Raw genomic sequence first — 15,702 nt, 5'->3', positions numbered from 1 at the left:
TCAATGGAGGCAAACATACCAAACCCCCCCCCATGCCACGGACTCAGACCAAGCGTTTGCACCAGTATGATTTGCCTGAGCGCAACCCCAGTTAACAGTAGGGGAATGGCCCCTATTTTGAGAAAGTTCAGCAGCGACTGCTTAAGAATCATCAAACGTTCGCTTTTATCGATACATCCAGTTCAACCCACCTACTGTAGCAGCGATAATTGCCGCTATGTAAAACACGTTGGTGTCTGCGGCGGCCCACACTGGACCAAAAATGAACGGGGAGACAAACTGACCAAGAGAGGCACAACCTGTACCAATGGCTAGCAATCCTGAACGTTGGGCATCAGGGGATAAATCGGCTAACGCACTGTAGAAATTTGGCATTACCAAGCCAAACCCTAAACCAAAGAGCAACCCGGCCAGTAGCATTAACGGCGGAGAGAGCACATTAGGGATAGTCGCCAACGAAATGGCCATCAGGAAAAAGCCAGATGCGATCGCACCACCAGCTCCCAACCGTTTTGAAACCTTAGCTGCACCTACCGCTGCAATCACCGCCGCACCTACTGAACGAGCAGATAACACAAAGCCGTTTAACAAGGAAGATGCGTCGATCGTCTCCTTGAGATAGAGCGGTGCATATACAACTACTACATAAAAAATGGCTGAGGCTGTCGCCAGAGCCAGCAAAAGCAGCAACACACTACTCTGCTGAAGAGTTTTGCCAATCTCCCCAGTTTGAGGCATACCAGACGCACGGCGACCTCCTTTAGTCAACACCAACAAACCCGCCAGAGCCACTGGTACCCCTAAGCCATAAAGAGCAAAAGCCCAGCGCCAATGGTATAACCCCAGCCAGCCACCCAAAATTGGGAAAATAACCGTAGCCGTAGCTAAGGCACTGGTAGCGTAGCCCATCATGCGTGTACGAGCTTCGCCATCATAAAGATTACTCAAAATACCAATACTGCCTGCCCCAATGCCACCGCTAGCAATGCCCACTAGCGCCCGCGACAGCAAAACCCCCCAAAAACCTTGGGCCAATGCACCCAGGCTACCAACAATCGCATACCCCAGCAGGCAAGATATCAAAATACGCACACTGCCTAAGCGACTTGCCAATAGACCAAATACAAGACTAGCCAGAGCCGTAGTCAGCGTATGGGTGCTCACTAACACTCCAGCCCAACGACTACTCAGCTCAAACTGAGCCACAATTTCTGGAAAAACGGGTGCAACGATGGCTCCAGCCGCACTCGACAAACAGCCTGCCATCATCAGAACAGCCAACACCTGCCAAGACTGGCGTCGTGGCGATGAGGGGGGTGGTAATTTATCAAGCCGTTCTAGCTCAGGGGGAACCGGTTTCTGATAGACAGTGGTCATAGGGGGGAACACAGTAACACTTGCAGGAAACGCACCTCCACGGGCCAGTCGTTCGCGACAAGTTAATAGATGTTAACATTACCCATAACTGGTTATTAAGGTTAGGTATAAGCAAAAACTTATACCTAACCTTAATAATGCTGTTACGTGCATATCTCTACTTTGATTTGAGGTGGCTGTCCATGTTGTAGCCGACGGCTCAAATATTTTTATTGGACTTCATTGCCAGTTATCGAAGCGTCACTAAATCGCATCGGTAGGATGTTGACTACCGTCATACTGCAACCACAATGAAATCCGATTTGAGTCGATAATCTGAGTTTACTAGGGCTTTACTCAGCAAAAATCAAGTTAGGTCTCGTACAGTGGAAAGACTTTAATGATGATAATTTTTTAATCTGTAATTCTAGCTTTAGAAGATGGAAGCATCTACTGTTCTCAAAGGTCAACCCATATATCGCCGCGCACGTGCTGTTGGTATCAACCCTAACTATTGGTATCCAGTTTTTTGGGCTGATCAGCTCAAGCCCGAGGAAGTAGTATCTGTCCGAGTTTGGGAATCTTCTTTGGCGCTCTATCGTGATGCCAATGGAGACGTTAACGCGCTAGCGGATGCCTGTCCCCACAAAGGAGTAGAACTGCATCAAGGAGAGGTTCACGGCAACAATCTGGTCTGTCCCTACCATGGTTGGGAGTTTGATCAAGAGGGTCAGTGTGTTAGCATCCCTTACTACCCAAAGGAACAAAAGTTACCCTGTGCCCAAGCCCGTCGCTACCCTACTCGCGAAGCCTATGGCATTGTTTGGGTTTTTCCAGGAGATGCTGAATTAGCTGAACACCAACCTTTACCAGAAGTACCTCAATATAATCAGCCAGGCTGGTTTATGGTGCGTATTCCTGGACATTTTCAGGCCCATTTTTCCATTTGTAATGAAAATACAATGGACGTCTTCCATGGGTTTTTACACAAAGATCTGCAGGGCTGGTATGACCCCAAGCTGCTCAATTTAAAGCAAGATGACAACAGCGTATCAGCCGATTACCAAGTCTCTTATAAGGGCTTTCTGAGTAAGCTTCTGGGATTGGGCACTAAAGGCAGTGACAGTACCACCCGCACCGTCTCTATCCGTTATCAATACCCCCACTATGCAACCGCCTTAGAGTCAGTTTCCTCGCTTTATCTGATGCGGTTGCCCATCGGCCCCACCGAAACAAAATCCTTTTCTCTAATGTTCCTAAAGCTGCCACTACCCCAATGGTTACTGACGGGTCCCGTAGCCAGAATGCTCGAAAAAGTGATTTTGAACAGTATTTTTCTTAAGTTTCTACATCAAGACGTAGAAATGATGGAAAGTGAACAACGTAATTACTCCATCGACCCGCATCGCAACTACGTCGAAGTTAATCCAGCAATTATTGCTCTACAAAGAGTCATAGTCAGTCAATATGAGCATTTAGAAGTTTCGCATTCATCTTCTTTAGAAGCAGCCAAAGAGTCTTCTATCCCACCATCTCAGGAGGTTAGTAACGGTATGCTTGTGTGATTCGCCCGCTTGGGGATACCCAAGCCTCCGTTGCCAAGGCCTGTTGTACCTATAGGTTCATCGGCTTTCTAGGCTCAGACCTTGGTTGATTGATATGCTCAATGTAGGTGATGAGGAGTAAATTGTGGAAGTCGTTAATGACTACGTGCAGCGTTTACATGCAAGCGGGTTATACCCTGACAAGTTTATTTGCCACCATAAAAATGGCAATCAGATTGATGTAGAAGAACAGGGAACTGGTAAACGGCATCAGGTTCTGACGTTTTGTACCAACGACGTGTTAGGTATGGCGCAAGATGATGCTGTCACACAGGCTGCTATCGACTCCATTCGTCGTTATGGCACCTCAAACAGCTCTTGTTCAGTCCTAAGTGGTCGCATTGACTTACATCGTCAGCTAGAGGAGGAAATTTCTGCTTTCAAGCATTTGCCCCATACTCAGTTGTTTCTTAATGCATGGATGGCCTTACAGGCATTAATGGATGGTTTTTGCCATCTAGCAGTACCTGTTCAAGGGTTCCAGCATACCCGTGAGACGATTATCTTTAGCGACGTGCTGAACCACGGTTGCATTATTGCAGCCGTGGTTAATGCCGATAATCGCTCAGGTAAGATGTTCGGCCATAGTCCCAAGGTGCGGGTCAAAGCCTATCGTCACTGTGACATGGACGATCTAGAGCGTAAGATGCGCCGCTATGTGCGTCCTGATGACCGGGTGATTGTAATTTCTGACGCGGTCTTTTCCATGGATGGTGATGTGGTACCGCTGCCCCGCATGTTAGACATCATGGAAGACTACCCCGGCAGCGTTGTGGTCATGGATGAAGCCCATGCCAGTGGTGCCATTGGTGGAAAAGGTGAAGGCATTTACGACCACTTTGGAATTACTCCCCAGTCTGTGATTGACCGTGGCATTGTACCCATCATCATGACGACTTTTTCAAAGTTTGCAGGCTCCGCAGGTGCCGCCATTAGTGCCTCAAACCGAGAGCTCATTGACCTTTTGGATGTGTCCCCCACCTCCATCGGTACTATTTCTCTTCCCCCACCAGTCACCGCAGCAGCATTAGAGAGTATCCGCCAGGTACGCAGTCAGCCAGAACGCGTGGCTAAGTTGCAGTCTAATACTCGTTATCTGCGCTCTAAGCTGATTGCTGCTGGTTTTGACGCCATCGGTGAGACTAACGTTGTCCCCGTATTGCTTCCCCCTGACCTAGATCCCAAATCCTTTGCTCGCGCCCTCATGGAAGAACACGGCATTTGGGTTTCGGCCATCTGGTTTATTGCTAAGCCTCGCTTACGGATTACGGCCAATGCGCTTCATACCCAAGCCGAAATGGATCGGCTAATAGAAGCCATGGTTGCTGTCCGTCAGAAGCTTGGCGGTGCGGTTGCTCAGTACGCTTAGGTAAAAAGGCAATAGGGAGTAGGGCATAGGTAATGGGGGAATAAACTCAAATTTATTCCTTAAGATGTGGCTTTATTTTGGTTTCATCTCCTACTCTCTACTCCCCAGTTCCGACTTTCCCAGCTATGCGTAATTTTTCCATCAAGACGGTCACTACCGCCAAAGACAAAGCTGACTTTCTCGCGGTCCCATCTTACGTATACCGCAATGACCCTCATTGGGTTGCCCCCATCGAGTCGAGTACGGCTAAACAGTTTTCAGAGGAGAATTCATTTTTTCAATACGGCAAGCTCCAGCAGTTTGTTGCTTACCACAATGAACAGCCTATAGGTCGAGTGGTTGCGGCTGTTAATGATCGCCTGATTGAACGTGAAGGTAAATCGGTTGGGCTCATGGGCTTTTTTGAATGCGTTGACAATCACAACATCGGTCAGGCAATGCTAGATGAGGCTACCAACTGGCTCAAACAGCAGGGCATGACTGTAGCTCGCGGTCCCATTGATCTATCGACCCATAATAACTGTTGTTTTTTGGCAGATGGGTTTGATTCGGACCCGATGCTGATGATGCCCTATAACCCTCAGTATTATCTGGACATCATGGAGGCTAACGGCTGGCACAAGGCTAAGGATGTCTACGCCTATGATTTACCGCTGGATCAACCTTTACCCGACAGCTTTGAACGGGGTTATAAGATCGCGCAGAAAGCTGGCATTAAGTTTCGCACCATCCATACTAAAGGCAAAGCATTTGAGCAAGACTGTCGTCAAATTTACGAGCTGTTCACCACAGCATTTGCCCATAACTGGAGTTCTAGTGCCCGCACTGAAGAGGAGTTTATGGTGGAGGCGCGGGAGCTGCAGACTCTGGTGGATACAGATATTTTCGTGATTGCAGAAGACCCGAAAAAAGACTCCGACAACAAAATGGTTGGCTTTTTTATGGCTCTGCCGGATTACAACATTGCCCTTAAGCATGTGAAGGGCAAGCTTAATATTTTTGGTATTCTCAAATTTCTTTGGTTTCGTCGCAAGATTGACCAAGCAAGGGTTTTGGCTATTTGTACGCTACCGGAATACAGTCGCAACATGGTGGCGTTGGCAGTGGTGTATTTAGGCATGAAGGGGGGCACAGAGAAAAATCCCCCCTATAAGCGTTCCGAATTGTCTTGGGTCTATGAGGACAACATGCGATCGCGAAACATCATTGAAAGCACCGGAGCCACCATCTACAAAACCTATCGAATTTACGAAAAGGTATTAGCCTGATCACGGTGAAATGCCTCGATAGATACTAATTTATTAGCATCAGAATCCCACAAAATAAACTGAGCGCAGTCCAACATTTCGCTCATCTTAATTGTCTTTGAATCTAAAAGAAGATGATTATTTTTCTGATGGCATGCCTTCAGATTGTAATTAGGAATTCTTTCAGAAAGATGATGGATATTGTGATAGCTAATATCAGCCGTAAACCACTTTAAAATAGTGGGCAATTCTAAATAACTACTGCCTTCAATAGCCCCCGTTAAATAGTCCCAGCCTTCCGTTTTGTGGGCATAGGCTCCATCAAAATTGTGCTGAACAAAAAAGACATTGATAAAAATTGCCGCTGAGAGCGTCAGTACAGCGGAGTAAATTCCCAAGAAAAATCCTGTCCCTAGCCAACGACAAAGTAAAAACCAGCTACTAACCACAAAAATATTGTTGAGCAAGATATCCCAAAACTCAGCAGCTGTAGACCAATGCTTCGGTTGATGGGAAGAAAGTATAGCCGACCAGCTCGTTTTAGGCGTAGACCTTAAGCAACTAAAGCCATGACAAATAAAATCATAAATACCCAAAACGAAAATTATTCTGGGTTTAAAGGCTAGATAGAAAAAGCCACCAGGAAATGCCATCAATGGATGTCTAAGCATCCTATATAAATTTTGCTCTGATGGAGTCAGCTGAGCATACTCTTTAGTCGATAAGAAATCGCCAATGCCTCGATACCGCTCCCAATCACCATTGGTTTTGTGGTGATACGCATGGTCTCGCGACCACCAATATTGGGGCATCGCATTAACAAGACCAAAAATAAAGCCAACGACTCGATTGACTTTTTTAGACCGAAAAAGTGAGTAATGTCCACAATCATGCATTAAAGAAAAGCAGCGCAATGAGAAAAGTACTAAAAGAATGATGATTGGAGGTATGAGCCAAATATAGATTTTGGCAACTTTTACGGCTAAAACCCATAGAAGAATGTATGGAATCAGCGTGTTTAAGACCTGATATGTAGCACGCCAATTATTGCTCTGCATATAGGGAGTCAGAACAAAGTCAGACTTTTCAATTGTTGTTTTCATTCAATGGGATACTCTAAAAGCATCCTGCTTTAGGTAAATATGTAAAGTAGAAAAGCAATCTTTTATTCAGCGTTTTTTTGGTTTTAGGTAAACCAAAACTACTCATTTGAATAAATGAAATTAGTGATGATGGCTGAGTTATTAGTTCAACGTTGTCTTAGCTGTCTCATCTTAGCTGCTTTATTAATGCAGCTGTGTCGGTTGTACAATCCATAAAAACGACGAGATTTCCGTTACGATAACAGCTTAAGCCCAGAGTCACTGGCATTAGATCCCTTGGGTTCATCAGGTTTACTAAAAAGCATCAAGCAAACGCATGAAAGCACTTGTTACAGGAGCAAATGGCTTCACTGGTTCCCATTTAGTTAAGCTGCTCAGCTCCCAGGGGCATAAGGTCATTGGCTTAGTTCGCCGCACGAGCGATCTGTCACGGCTCGCAAACATGGATATTGAACTAGCTTACGGTGACATTACTGATGCAGCAATACTTAGTCAGGCGATGGCAGGGGTGGATGTGGTGTTTCACATTGCTGCTTGTGTTGATTTGGGTATTGTGGATGCGGCCAGGATGGAGCGGGTGAATGTGGAAGGGACTCGTACAGTCTTGGGGGCGATCAGGGTTCAAGATCATCCTCCCAAACTGATCTATTGCAGCACCATTGGCATCTATGGTGATACGGCTGGTCAGGTGATTGATGAGACCTATCAACGTACGCAAACAGGATTTTCGTCTGCCTATGATGAGACGAAGTACAAGGCGCAGCAATTGGTGAATCAGCATGTAACCGATGGGTTTGCGGCGGTAAGTTTGATGCCGGGGGGAATTTTTGGGGCGGATGATCCGCACTTTGGGCCGGTGATTAAGTTGTTTTTGAAGGGGCGGCTGCCATTGTGGCCGGGGTGCGATCGCATCACTGGCATCGTCCATGTCGACGACCTGGTTCAAGCTATGGTGCTGGCTGCGGAAAAAGCTCCCTCTGGCGAACATTTCATCATCTCTGCAGGCGAGCTATCCATCGGCGAAATGTTTAAGATTCTGGGCGATGCGGCGGGGGTAAAAGCTCCAGCTGATGCACCCAAGCCACTAGTCAGACTGATTGGCGGCATTCTAGATCCCATCGGCAAGCTCTTTTCCTGGAATGCACCATTAAATAATGAGCTGGTTCACTATATCTATGACCGCTGCGTCCGCATTAGTAGTGAAAAAGCCATACGAGTCCTGGGCTGGCAGCCCCGTTCAGTCCCTGAAATCCTGACCGGTATTGCACAGGAACTAACAGCCACTTAAAGTTAGGTCATAGCGGTAAATACAAAATTTGGCCTTCTAACTCCCCAGTTGCAATACATTCTAGGATTGTCAAAACATCCTCAATGACTTGGCCAACGGGCGCATTGGTTGGTACTTCGATCACTCCTGGCATTGAATAACCTTGGGCAACTCTTTCATAGGCGTATTTGGTAATCGTAGCCACATCATGGGTTAACAACACACGCTGTTCTTGGGCAGCCCATGCCAATACGGTTGGGTCATCTTTACCGGATAGGGCAACGTCTTGAACTCTAGCAATATCAATACTTGGATTACGTCTGAACAGACCTCTAATGATTGTATTGTCGAAGTTTTCGTCTGCCAAAAGCTTTAACATGCTTCTTGTGCATGTTTACGATTCAGCAATCGATCGCGAATGCCATTGGGGTCTAACCGCGCTTCATTCAACTGCTGAATGGTTTTTGACTGGGCCTGACGTTCTGCTAAATAGTCCTCAACCATCTGCTGGTGATTTAGGTAAAACGCAATGGTGGCATATACATCTGCCAGGTTCAAAGCGGGGTAGCGATGGACGATTTCTTCCGCCGTTGTACCTTGCTTGAAAACAGTGACCACAGTATCTAAAGTGATACGGGTTTTGCCCACCAGCACAACGTTATCAGGATTGATTTCTAGTGGTGGCGGGTCTGCAATGATTGCAAATGTCATGGGAACAGATGGGGAAATTGATAATGATCGTAGCAAATGCCAGCAGGGCCAGTATTAATGATGTTGAGACAGACACTGATAACTTTGCCAGCTGATATTTTGTAAAACGACCCTGTCGGGACTTTGAATTAGGATGGCAGTCATCATCGCCTCCTTAATGAAATCCACTGACTAAACTTGATTGCTTGGCTAAAACACCATCTTCTAAGTAGGTAATTTCATCGGCAGCATCGGTAATGCGTGGATCGTGGGTAATGATCAAGACCGTGCAGCCTTTGTTTTTAGCCAAATACTGCATGAGCTCAATCACATCATGGCCAGTGGCTGAATCTAAAGCCGCTGTCGGTTCATCAGCCATAATTAATTCCGGCTCGCCTGCTAGAGCACGGGCGATCGCAACTCGCTGCTTTTGACCACCCGATAGATCCGCTGGTAAATTATTTGCCCGATCACCTAACCCCACCTGTTTTAGTAAATCAAAAGCTTGTTCTTTGATAGCCAATCCTTTTTTATGCTTGATCTGTAGGGCTAGCTCAATATTTTCCAAAGCAGTGAGGGCAGGAAATAGATTAAAGCTTTGGAAAATAAAGCCGATGTGGTCACGGCGAAAAGCGGTAAGTTCTTTGGGCGATAGCTTTGTAATTTCTTGGCCCAGTAGCTCTACCTGCCCGGCTGTAGGCGTCAAAATCCCTGCCAAAATCGATAGCAGCGTCGTTTTTCCAGACCCAGAAGGCCCCATCATCAGTCGAATTTGACCACGGGGAATGGCCAGATCAATGCCCTTGAGCACCTTGGTTTCAGTGGTGCCCGACATAAAGGACATTTGGATGTTATTTGCTGCGATCGCAACCATTAATTCTTAAACTCACACCTCACATTCACGTCTCTCTTCATCTCAGGCGGTTATGCCTTAAACACAATTCCCGGATCCACTCGTGTCACCTTCTGAATCGCAAAAACAGCAGCCCCAACACACATCACAACCGTGATGCCAAATACCCCAAAAGCACTTAGGGGGGTAATCAACACCACAATCCCTTGGGTCGCCGCCGTCCAAGTGCCTATTCCCCAGCACAGCAATAAACCTGGCACATAGCCCAACACCGCCATCCACAGCGACTGCTCTAAAATCACGCTGTAGATATCCCAATCTGAAGCCCCCATAGCCTTGAGGGTGCCAAACTGCCGCAGATTTTCAGAAACCGACGTATACAAAATCTGAGCCACCACTACCATGCCGACAATCACACCGACAATGGCCCCTAACCCTAAGATAAAACCTATGCCCGTACGATTCTGCCAATAGGCCTGGGTGATATTAATCAGTTCATCCTTAGTGAACGCCTTAGTTCCCGACAGAGAAGACTCTATGCGTTGCTTGAGAATTTGTAAATTTTCCCCCGGCTCAGCTTTGATCAAAATGTAGGTCACCGGAGAATCTGAGCTGAGCGGTTCTGGATCACCCACATCAGCACTCGCCGCATCTGGATCACGCTGATAGGCATTCACACAGGTAATATCACCATTCCCAAGCTGACAGGTTAATCCAGCCGAAAACCCAGAACTAATATAGGCATTGGCATTCAACAAAGATGTGAAAACAAATTTGCTAGAAACCAGAGATTGGGTATCCTGGGTCAAGCCGACTACCATGACCGGCAACTGACGAATGCGAGCCGTATCTCCCACACCATCAATCCGAAATGAACGCATATTGGTGCGGTCAATCAACGCTGAATAGGGAGCACTTAAAGCTTTCAGTGTTGCATCGGAAACCTCACCGGGACGAAATAGTTGTCCATTGGGGTCAAACCCAAACACCCGTAGCGTTGTCAGATTACCGTCCGCATACCAGCGGCCTGACCCCATGATGAGTGCCTCTGCACGGGCTATCCCTTCAATTGATTGGGCCCGCTGAACCTGCACATAGGGAAAAGGTTCAGTGAGCTCAAAGTTAACGATATTTTCTGACGCAACCCAAATATCGGCAGCCGAATTATCAATCAGCAGCGTTGTCGATCGAGTAAAACCCTTAAGGATACCAGTTTGGATTGTGACCAAACTGACGGCAAACATAATACCGGCTTGGGCCACCAGAAACCGTGGTAGGTCTTTGAGTAGATTTTTACGGGCTAACGAAACCATAGTCCACACAGGCCGTTGCTGATTTACAAGATGAATCGATCTGAAATAAGTGCTATTGATCAGGAACTTCCAGATCAAATCCTCCTCAGGATCAGCAACGCTCACGCTAGTAAAGCAGTCGCCCTCAGTGCAACCATTCTAGCGGGAAACCAATCAGCAAAGGCTTACACGGGATAGAAACCAAACTGTCCTACACCTCATCAAGCCATAGGTTCTGAGCAAGCGGTCGCATCAGACCCTATGATTATTTGGCCATCTCCAAAACTCGTTGAATAAAGGGCCATTTTGCTTGGGTATAGGCCTCGCGATCATAGTGATAACGTTCAGCTAACGCCTGTTTTAAGGCAGCGTAGTCGCTAGCGATCGCACGGTTAGAACGAAGCAAATCCCGAAACCGAATTCGCTCTTGCCACAGCTCACTTTCATAGGGAATTAAGTGGAGGTGGTGTGTCCGCACAGCATCGGATGGTTTACAGAACCAATGCATGACATCCGGTTTATAGGGAAAATATTGATAGCCGTTCCTGGTCAACACATCAATTGCTGGCCTTGAAACCTCCAGCGATTTCACCCCAAACATGATGTCAATCACTGGTTTTGCCAAAAGGCCTGACACGGCAGTGCTGCCCACATGCTCAACACTGCCCCAACGCCAATGACCAATGACCTCTATCAAGAAGGCTTTTTCAGCTTTAAACTTGGCGGGCCATTCAAGATCATAGGCCGAAAGTTCTACTGGAGCTGATGCCATGATTTATGAGCATGTTGGATTACTTAAAAACTCTAGCTGGTTTCAACATTGCTGGGATCCAAGGACTAAATGTCGCTGAGATAAATCGCTCAATGCCAGCTAAATCTGGGTGAATCTGAATGTCCTTATAGATATCTGTAGCTGCCAGCATAGCGGCAATGGTTTGCGCCTGTCCCTGCATATGTTCTGTCAACCACAGACCACCGGGCTGCAAAAATTTTGGAGCTTTCGCTATGAGCAGACGAATATCCTCTAACCCATCATTTCCACCATCTAAGGCCCGATGGGGTTCATGGTTAGTGACTTCAGGCTCTAAATCCAGCACCATCTGACTTGGAATATAGGGCGGATTAGTAATCACACCAGACAACTTGCCACGCCAATCCCTTAACGGCTCAAACCAGTTGCCTTGATGAAACTCAAGATTGTTAGCTCCATTGCGCTGGGCATTTTGACGAGCAATCGCCAAAGCCTCTGAACTAATATCAACAGCTAGTACCTGGGCATCGGGGAAGGCTTTGGCGATTGCGATCGCAATCGCCCCACTCCCTGTCCCCAAATCAGCCCAAACCATAGGCTCTGGCAGATTTTTGTTCTGCTTTACCCACGCCTGCATAATCTCCACCATCAGCTCCGTTTCAGGCCGAGGTATTAACACATCTGGTGTCACCGTCAGCATTAAATCCCGCCACGGCGTCTCACCCACCAGATATTGCACCGGTACTCGTTCGGTCAAACGGCGCTGCCACTGCTGAGTTAACCAATCCAGCGAATACCGCAAAGGCACAACCCGATCTCGATACAGCCCTAAGCTTAGTTCCGACGGGCTCAGGCTGCTAACTCCCTGCAAAAACCAGTCCACCTCATACAAAGGGACATTGTTTTTTTGGGCATCAGATCGAGCCTGCAATATCCACGTATACAAAACGTCCCCAGGAACAGCTTCAAACGCCTTATCTTCCATCGCACAGACGTTCTGTCTATCCCAAAACTCGCAAAACGCTGGCAATGGAATCCACATCCGCTGAATCTTTGAGAACAGCAATAGCCTTCTGGAACTCGCCTTCCCGCACTTCATGGGTGACGATCACGAGTTCTGCCAAACTGTCCTGCAAACCAATCTGCACGATGGATTCGAGACTCAGATGATGTCTACCAAAAATTTCGCCTAAATGGCCAATGACTCCAGGCCGATCCTTCACCATTAGCCGCAGGTAAAAGCGACTTTCCAATTCCTCCATCGGACTAATGGTCTTATAGTCGCTGTAGGCATGGCTTAACAGCGGATTCGGCAGTTTTTCTTCAGCCGGAGACTCCATGTGAAGGGTGGCGGCAATGGCCATCACATCCGACACGATGGCACTGGCGGTAGGACCTTCTCCTGCACCTGGCCCGTAGAGCATGACTTGGCCGATGGGATCGCCTTCAACGAGTACTGCATTGTTAACATCGTTGACACTGGCTAGGGGGTGCTTGAGCGGTACTAGTGTAGGGTGAACACGGAGTTGGATAGTGTCAGCGTTGGGGTTTTGTTTTGCGATCGCAAGCAGCTTGATCACGAATCCTAAGGTTTTCGCATAATCCACATCCGATGCACTGACATTGCGAATACCTTCCGTAAAGACATCCTCGCGGCGGATTTTTCCTCCAAAGGCAATGGACGCCAAAATGGCAATCTTATCAGCTGCATCTAGACCATCTACATCAGCAGTCGGGTCAGCCTCTGCATAGCCCAGGGCCTGAGCATCCGCCAAAATCGGAGCAAAGTCCCCCCCCTCTGACTGCATGCGAGTCAATATATAGTTGGTGGTTCCATTAATAATGCCAGTGACCGCATCGATCCGGTTTACCCCAAGCGCCTGCTGCAACGGTTGAATAACAGGAATTCCGCCACCTACAGCCGCTTCATAGAGCACGTACACACCCGCTTTTTTGGCAGCTTCAGCAATCTCATTCCCATATCGAGAGATGATAGCTTTATTAGCCGTCACCACGTGCTTGCCATCCTCAATCGCCTCCAAAATCAGTGACCGAGCAGGCTCTAATCCCCCAATGACTTCCACCACAATATCGATATCGGGATCAGTCACTATTGCTTCGAGGTCAGTGGTTAAACACATCTCTGGTAAATTAACTGACCGAGGCTTATCCAAAGAACGTACACCCACCTTATGAATTTCTAAGGTTTGTAGCAACGGATGACGCTGGGCCGCGTCTAACAAAATTTTGGCCGTACCAGTGCCTACCGTACCCAGACCCAATAATCCAACCTTGAAAACCAATGTGCTATCCCGCTCGATTTACCACAAATTATTGTAAAAGCCAGGGAACCGTCAGACTCACCTGGCTTTTACATAATATTTATTTGGATGTTGCTACCCGACCAAGTCAGTAAGACTTAGTAAGTCTCAACATGCCAGCGATGGGCTTTCTTCATACCTTTACGGTAATCAGTCCAATCAGTACCGGTCTTAGCCGCTGCTGCTGTTAACGCCTCATCGATACCGCCTTCCATACCGCGCAAACCGCAGATGTAAACATGGGTCTTCTCCTCCTGAATCAGACTCCAAAGTTCATCAGCGTACTCGGCAATACGGTGCTGGATATACATACGACCACCTTCGGAGTTTTGCTGCTCACGACTAATGGCGTAGGTTAAACGGAAGTTGTCAGGATACTGGGCCTGCATCTCTTCCAGCTCTTCCTTATACAGAATATTAGGTGTCTTAGGCACACCAAAGAACAACCAGGCAAATCCATTAAACGTATAGTCAGGATTTGCTTCACGCTCTTTATCTTTAAACATGCGCCACAGATAGGCACGGAAAGGAGCAATACCTGTCCCTGTCCCCATCATGATCACCTTGGCATCAGGATCGTCAGGCAACAACATCTCTTTACCAACAGGGCCAGTAATCTTTACCTTTGTACCAGGCTCTAGATTACAGAGATAGGTAGAGCAAACACCGTTGATCGTTTCACCGCTCTCAGGATGATTATAGGTAAGCTGACGAACGCAAAGGGATACGGTCTTATCGTCTACATCATCCCCATGGCGAGTAGATGCGATGGAGTATAACCGCAGCTTATGGGGCTTACCATTCTCATCAGTACCCTCAGGAATGATACCGATACTTTGGCCTTCCACATAGGCCAAATCACCTTCAGACAGATCAAATTTAATATGCTGAACGAGGCCAATACCACCGTCTGCCACTAGGGCTTCGTTGGATAGGCATTCACCCAGGTAAGGCGTCTTGGGCTTGTAAATATTAATCGGTACATTAGCACCGGGTTTCTTAGCTTTAGCTTTGGTTTCGGCCATGGGTTTCTTTGCTGCAGGTGCTACTTGAGCCACAGGCACGGTTGGCATATCGCCATTTGCTGGACGAATGCTAACAATTTCACCCCCCATACGCATGATGCGCCGCGTTTCTTCGGCCATACGCTGATAAGGGACTGTAACGAAGGTGCTCCCGCTCTGACGCACGGGTGCTATGCTCCCGGCAATTGAGCCTAGGCCTTTGACCTCATATATAAACAGACGGTTACCAGAAATACTGACACTACCGCCGATGACGCTCGAATTATACATGCGCTGAACTTTTAGTATCTCCTAACCCTTCAGACAGTGGCTTAACCACCCATCTGAAACTAATCATCCATCTAGCGTATCATTCTGAGCGAAGTGTTCTGATACAGAAGAGCAGTGACTGAGGAGCCCCCTATCGATACATAGGCAAAGTTAACCTTACGCTGTAGCTCACCCTGTACCCTACCGAAGATAATCGGATCGAAACTATAAAATACGATGCATTTATATGATGTCTTTGGCTTTCTGAGAAGCGCAAATGATGACTTTATCAGGTAAACGCCCCTAAACTTGACATAAAAATTTACAAAATATTCTCAGAAAATAGCTCAAGCTCCCTTGGTCTCGTCATTTTGAGATTCTGCCAAATCTGAGAAGTACGTGACAGATTGTAAAAAAACGAAAGTCTATTTATCATAAAGTACAGGCCAAGATCCTACCTGATGGCGATTACGGCCATCCTATGGGTGGGTGCTTGTGACATCCCCATGTCCTCAAAGGGTTGTTTATATATTCCCAACCCTTTATCTATAGGACTTGATGCCATACTAAGAGGA

The 15,702-nt window shown here is 47.2% G+C and carries 14 protein-coding genes; 4 read left to right on the top strand and 10 right to left on the bottom strand.

All coding sequences use genetic code 11. The features are described 5' to 3' along the window. Nucleotides 1–165 precede the first annotated feature (165 nt). On the bottom strand, nucleotides 166–1,377 hold the full coding sequence (locus tag DXZ20_RS00935; protein ID WP_163664792.1) for an MFS transporter: 1,212 nt from the start codon (nucleotides 1,375–1,377) through the stop codon (nucleotides 166–168). Between the two features lie 419 nt (nucleotides 1,378–1,796). On the opposite strand from DXZ20_RS00935, the gene DXZ20_RS00930 reads away from it, so the two are divergent. From DXZ20_RS00930 to DXZ20_RS00920, 3 genes are all read left to right on the top strand, one after another. Beyond that, nucleotides 1,797–2,921 (top strand): aromatic ring-hydroxylating dioxygenase subunit alpha, encoded by a 1,125-nt coding sequence (locus tag DXZ20_RS00930; protein ID WP_163695773.1) that lies wholly within the window; start codon nucleotides 1,797–1,799, stop codon nucleotides 2,919–2,921. Nucleotides 2,922–3,045: 124 nt separating this feature from the next. Further along, on the top strand, nucleotides 3,046–4,329 hold the full coding sequence (locus DXZ20_RS00925) for an aminotransferase class I/II-fold pyridoxal phosphate-dependent enzyme (protein WP_163664788.1): 1,284 nt from the start codon (nucleotides 3,046–3,048) through the stop codon (nucleotides 4,327–4,329). Between the two features lie 125 nt (nucleotides 4,330–4,454). Then, a complete protein-coding gene (locus tag DXZ20_RS00920; RefSeq protein ID WP_163664786.1) occupies nucleotides 4,455–5,597 on the top strand; it encodes a hypothetical protein in 1,143 nt (380 codons plus the stop codon). Here DXZ20_RS00920 and DXZ20_RS00915 read toward each other — a convergent pair. After that, nucleotides 5,576–6,679, bottom strand: a complete 1,104-nt coding sequence (locus tag DXZ20_RS00915; RefSeq protein WP_163695770.1) for a fatty acid desaturase — start codon at nucleotides 6,677–6,679, stop codon at nucleotides 5,576–5,578. The two genes, DXZ20_RS00920 and DXZ20_RS00915, sit on opposite strands and share 22 nt — an antisense overlap. A 316-nt stretch (nucleotides 6,680–6,995) precedes the next feature. On the opposite strand from DXZ20_RS00915, the gene DXZ20_RS00910 reads away from it, so the two are divergent. Beyond that, nucleotides 6,996–7,967 carry an NAD-dependent epimerase/dehydratase family protein gene (locus DXZ20_RS00910; RefSeq protein WP_163695767.1) on the top strand — a complete coding sequence of 324 codons (972 nt, stop codon included), beginning with the start codon at nucleotides 6,996–6,998 and terminating at the stop codon, nucleotides 7,965–7,967. Between the two features lie 7 nt (nucleotides 7,968–7,974). Here DXZ20_RS00910 and DXZ20_RS00905 read toward each other — a convergent pair whose 3' ends face one another. From DXZ20_RS00905 to cpcD/petH, 8 genes are all read right to left on the bottom strand, one after another. Continuing rightward, nucleotides 7,975–8,325 carry a DUF5615 family PIN-like protein gene (locus tag DXZ20_RS00905; RefSeq protein WP_163664780.1) on the bottom strand — a complete coding sequence of 117 codons (351 nt, stop codon included), beginning with the start codon at nucleotides 8,323–8,325 and terminating at the stop codon, nucleotides 7,975–7,977. Then, complete coding sequence (locus DXZ20_RS00900) at nucleotides 8,319–8,657, bottom strand: DUF433 domain-containing protein (protein ID WP_163664778.1); 339 nt, start codon at nucleotides 8,655–8,657, stop codon at nucleotides 8,319–8,321. The genes DXZ20_RS00905 and DXZ20_RS00900 overlap by 7 nt, the downstream gene beginning before the upstream one ends. Before the next feature lie 154 nt (nucleotides 8,658–8,811). Then, on the bottom strand, nucleotides 8,812–9,510 hold the full coding sequence (locus DXZ20_RS00895) for an ABC transporter ATP-binding protein (protein WP_163664776.1): 699 nt from the start codon (nucleotides 9,508–9,510) through the stop codon (nucleotides 8,812–8,814). A gap of 50 nt (nucleotides 9,511–9,560) precedes the next feature. Then, nucleotides 9,561–10,802, bottom strand: coding sequence for an FtsX-like permease family protein (locus tag DXZ20_RS00890; protein WP_163664774.1), 1,242 nt, complete (start codon nucleotides 10,800–10,802; stop codon nucleotides 9,561–9,563). Nucleotides 10,803–11,046: 244 nt separating this feature from the next. Beyond that, entirely contained in the window at nucleotides 11,047–11,553 is a 507-nt protein-coding gene (locus tag DXZ20_RS00885) for a GrpB family protein (RefSeq protein ID WP_163664772.1), read from the bottom strand. A 19-nt stretch (nucleotides 11,554–11,572) separates the two neighbouring features. Next, entirely contained in the window at nucleotides 11,573–12,517 is a 945-nt protein-coding gene (gene prmC / locus DXZ20_RS00880; RefSeq protein WP_163695764.1) for a peptide chain release factor N(5)-glutamine methyltransferase, read from the bottom strand. A 16-nt stretch (nucleotides 12,518–12,533) separates the two neighbouring features. Then, nucleotides 12,534–13,835, bottom strand: a complete 1,302-nt coding sequence (locus DXZ20_RS00875; protein WP_163664768.1) for a homoserine dehydrogenase — start codon at nucleotides 13,833–13,835, stop codon at nucleotides 12,534–12,536. Nucleotides 13,836–13,951: 116 nt separating this feature from the next. After that, nucleotides 13,952–15,148 carry a bifunctional rod-capping linker CpcD/ferredoxin--NADP reductase PetH gene (cpcD/petH, locus tag DXZ20_RS00870; RefSeq protein WP_163664766.1) on the bottom strand — a complete coding sequence of 399 codons (1,197 nt, stop codon included), beginning with the start codon at nucleotides 15,146–15,148 and terminating at the stop codon, nucleotides 13,952–13,954. Nucleotides 15,149–15,702 lie beyond the last annotated feature (554 nt).

It is taken from the genome of Adonisia turfae CCMR0081, assembly GCF_011009555.1.
In the GTDB taxonomy this organism is placed as follows: Bacteria; Cyanobacteriota; Cyanobacteriia; order Phormidesmidales; family Phormidesmidaceae; genus Leptothoe; species Leptothoe turfae.
This window is presented reverse-complemented; position numbering and strand designations above follow the sequence as displayed.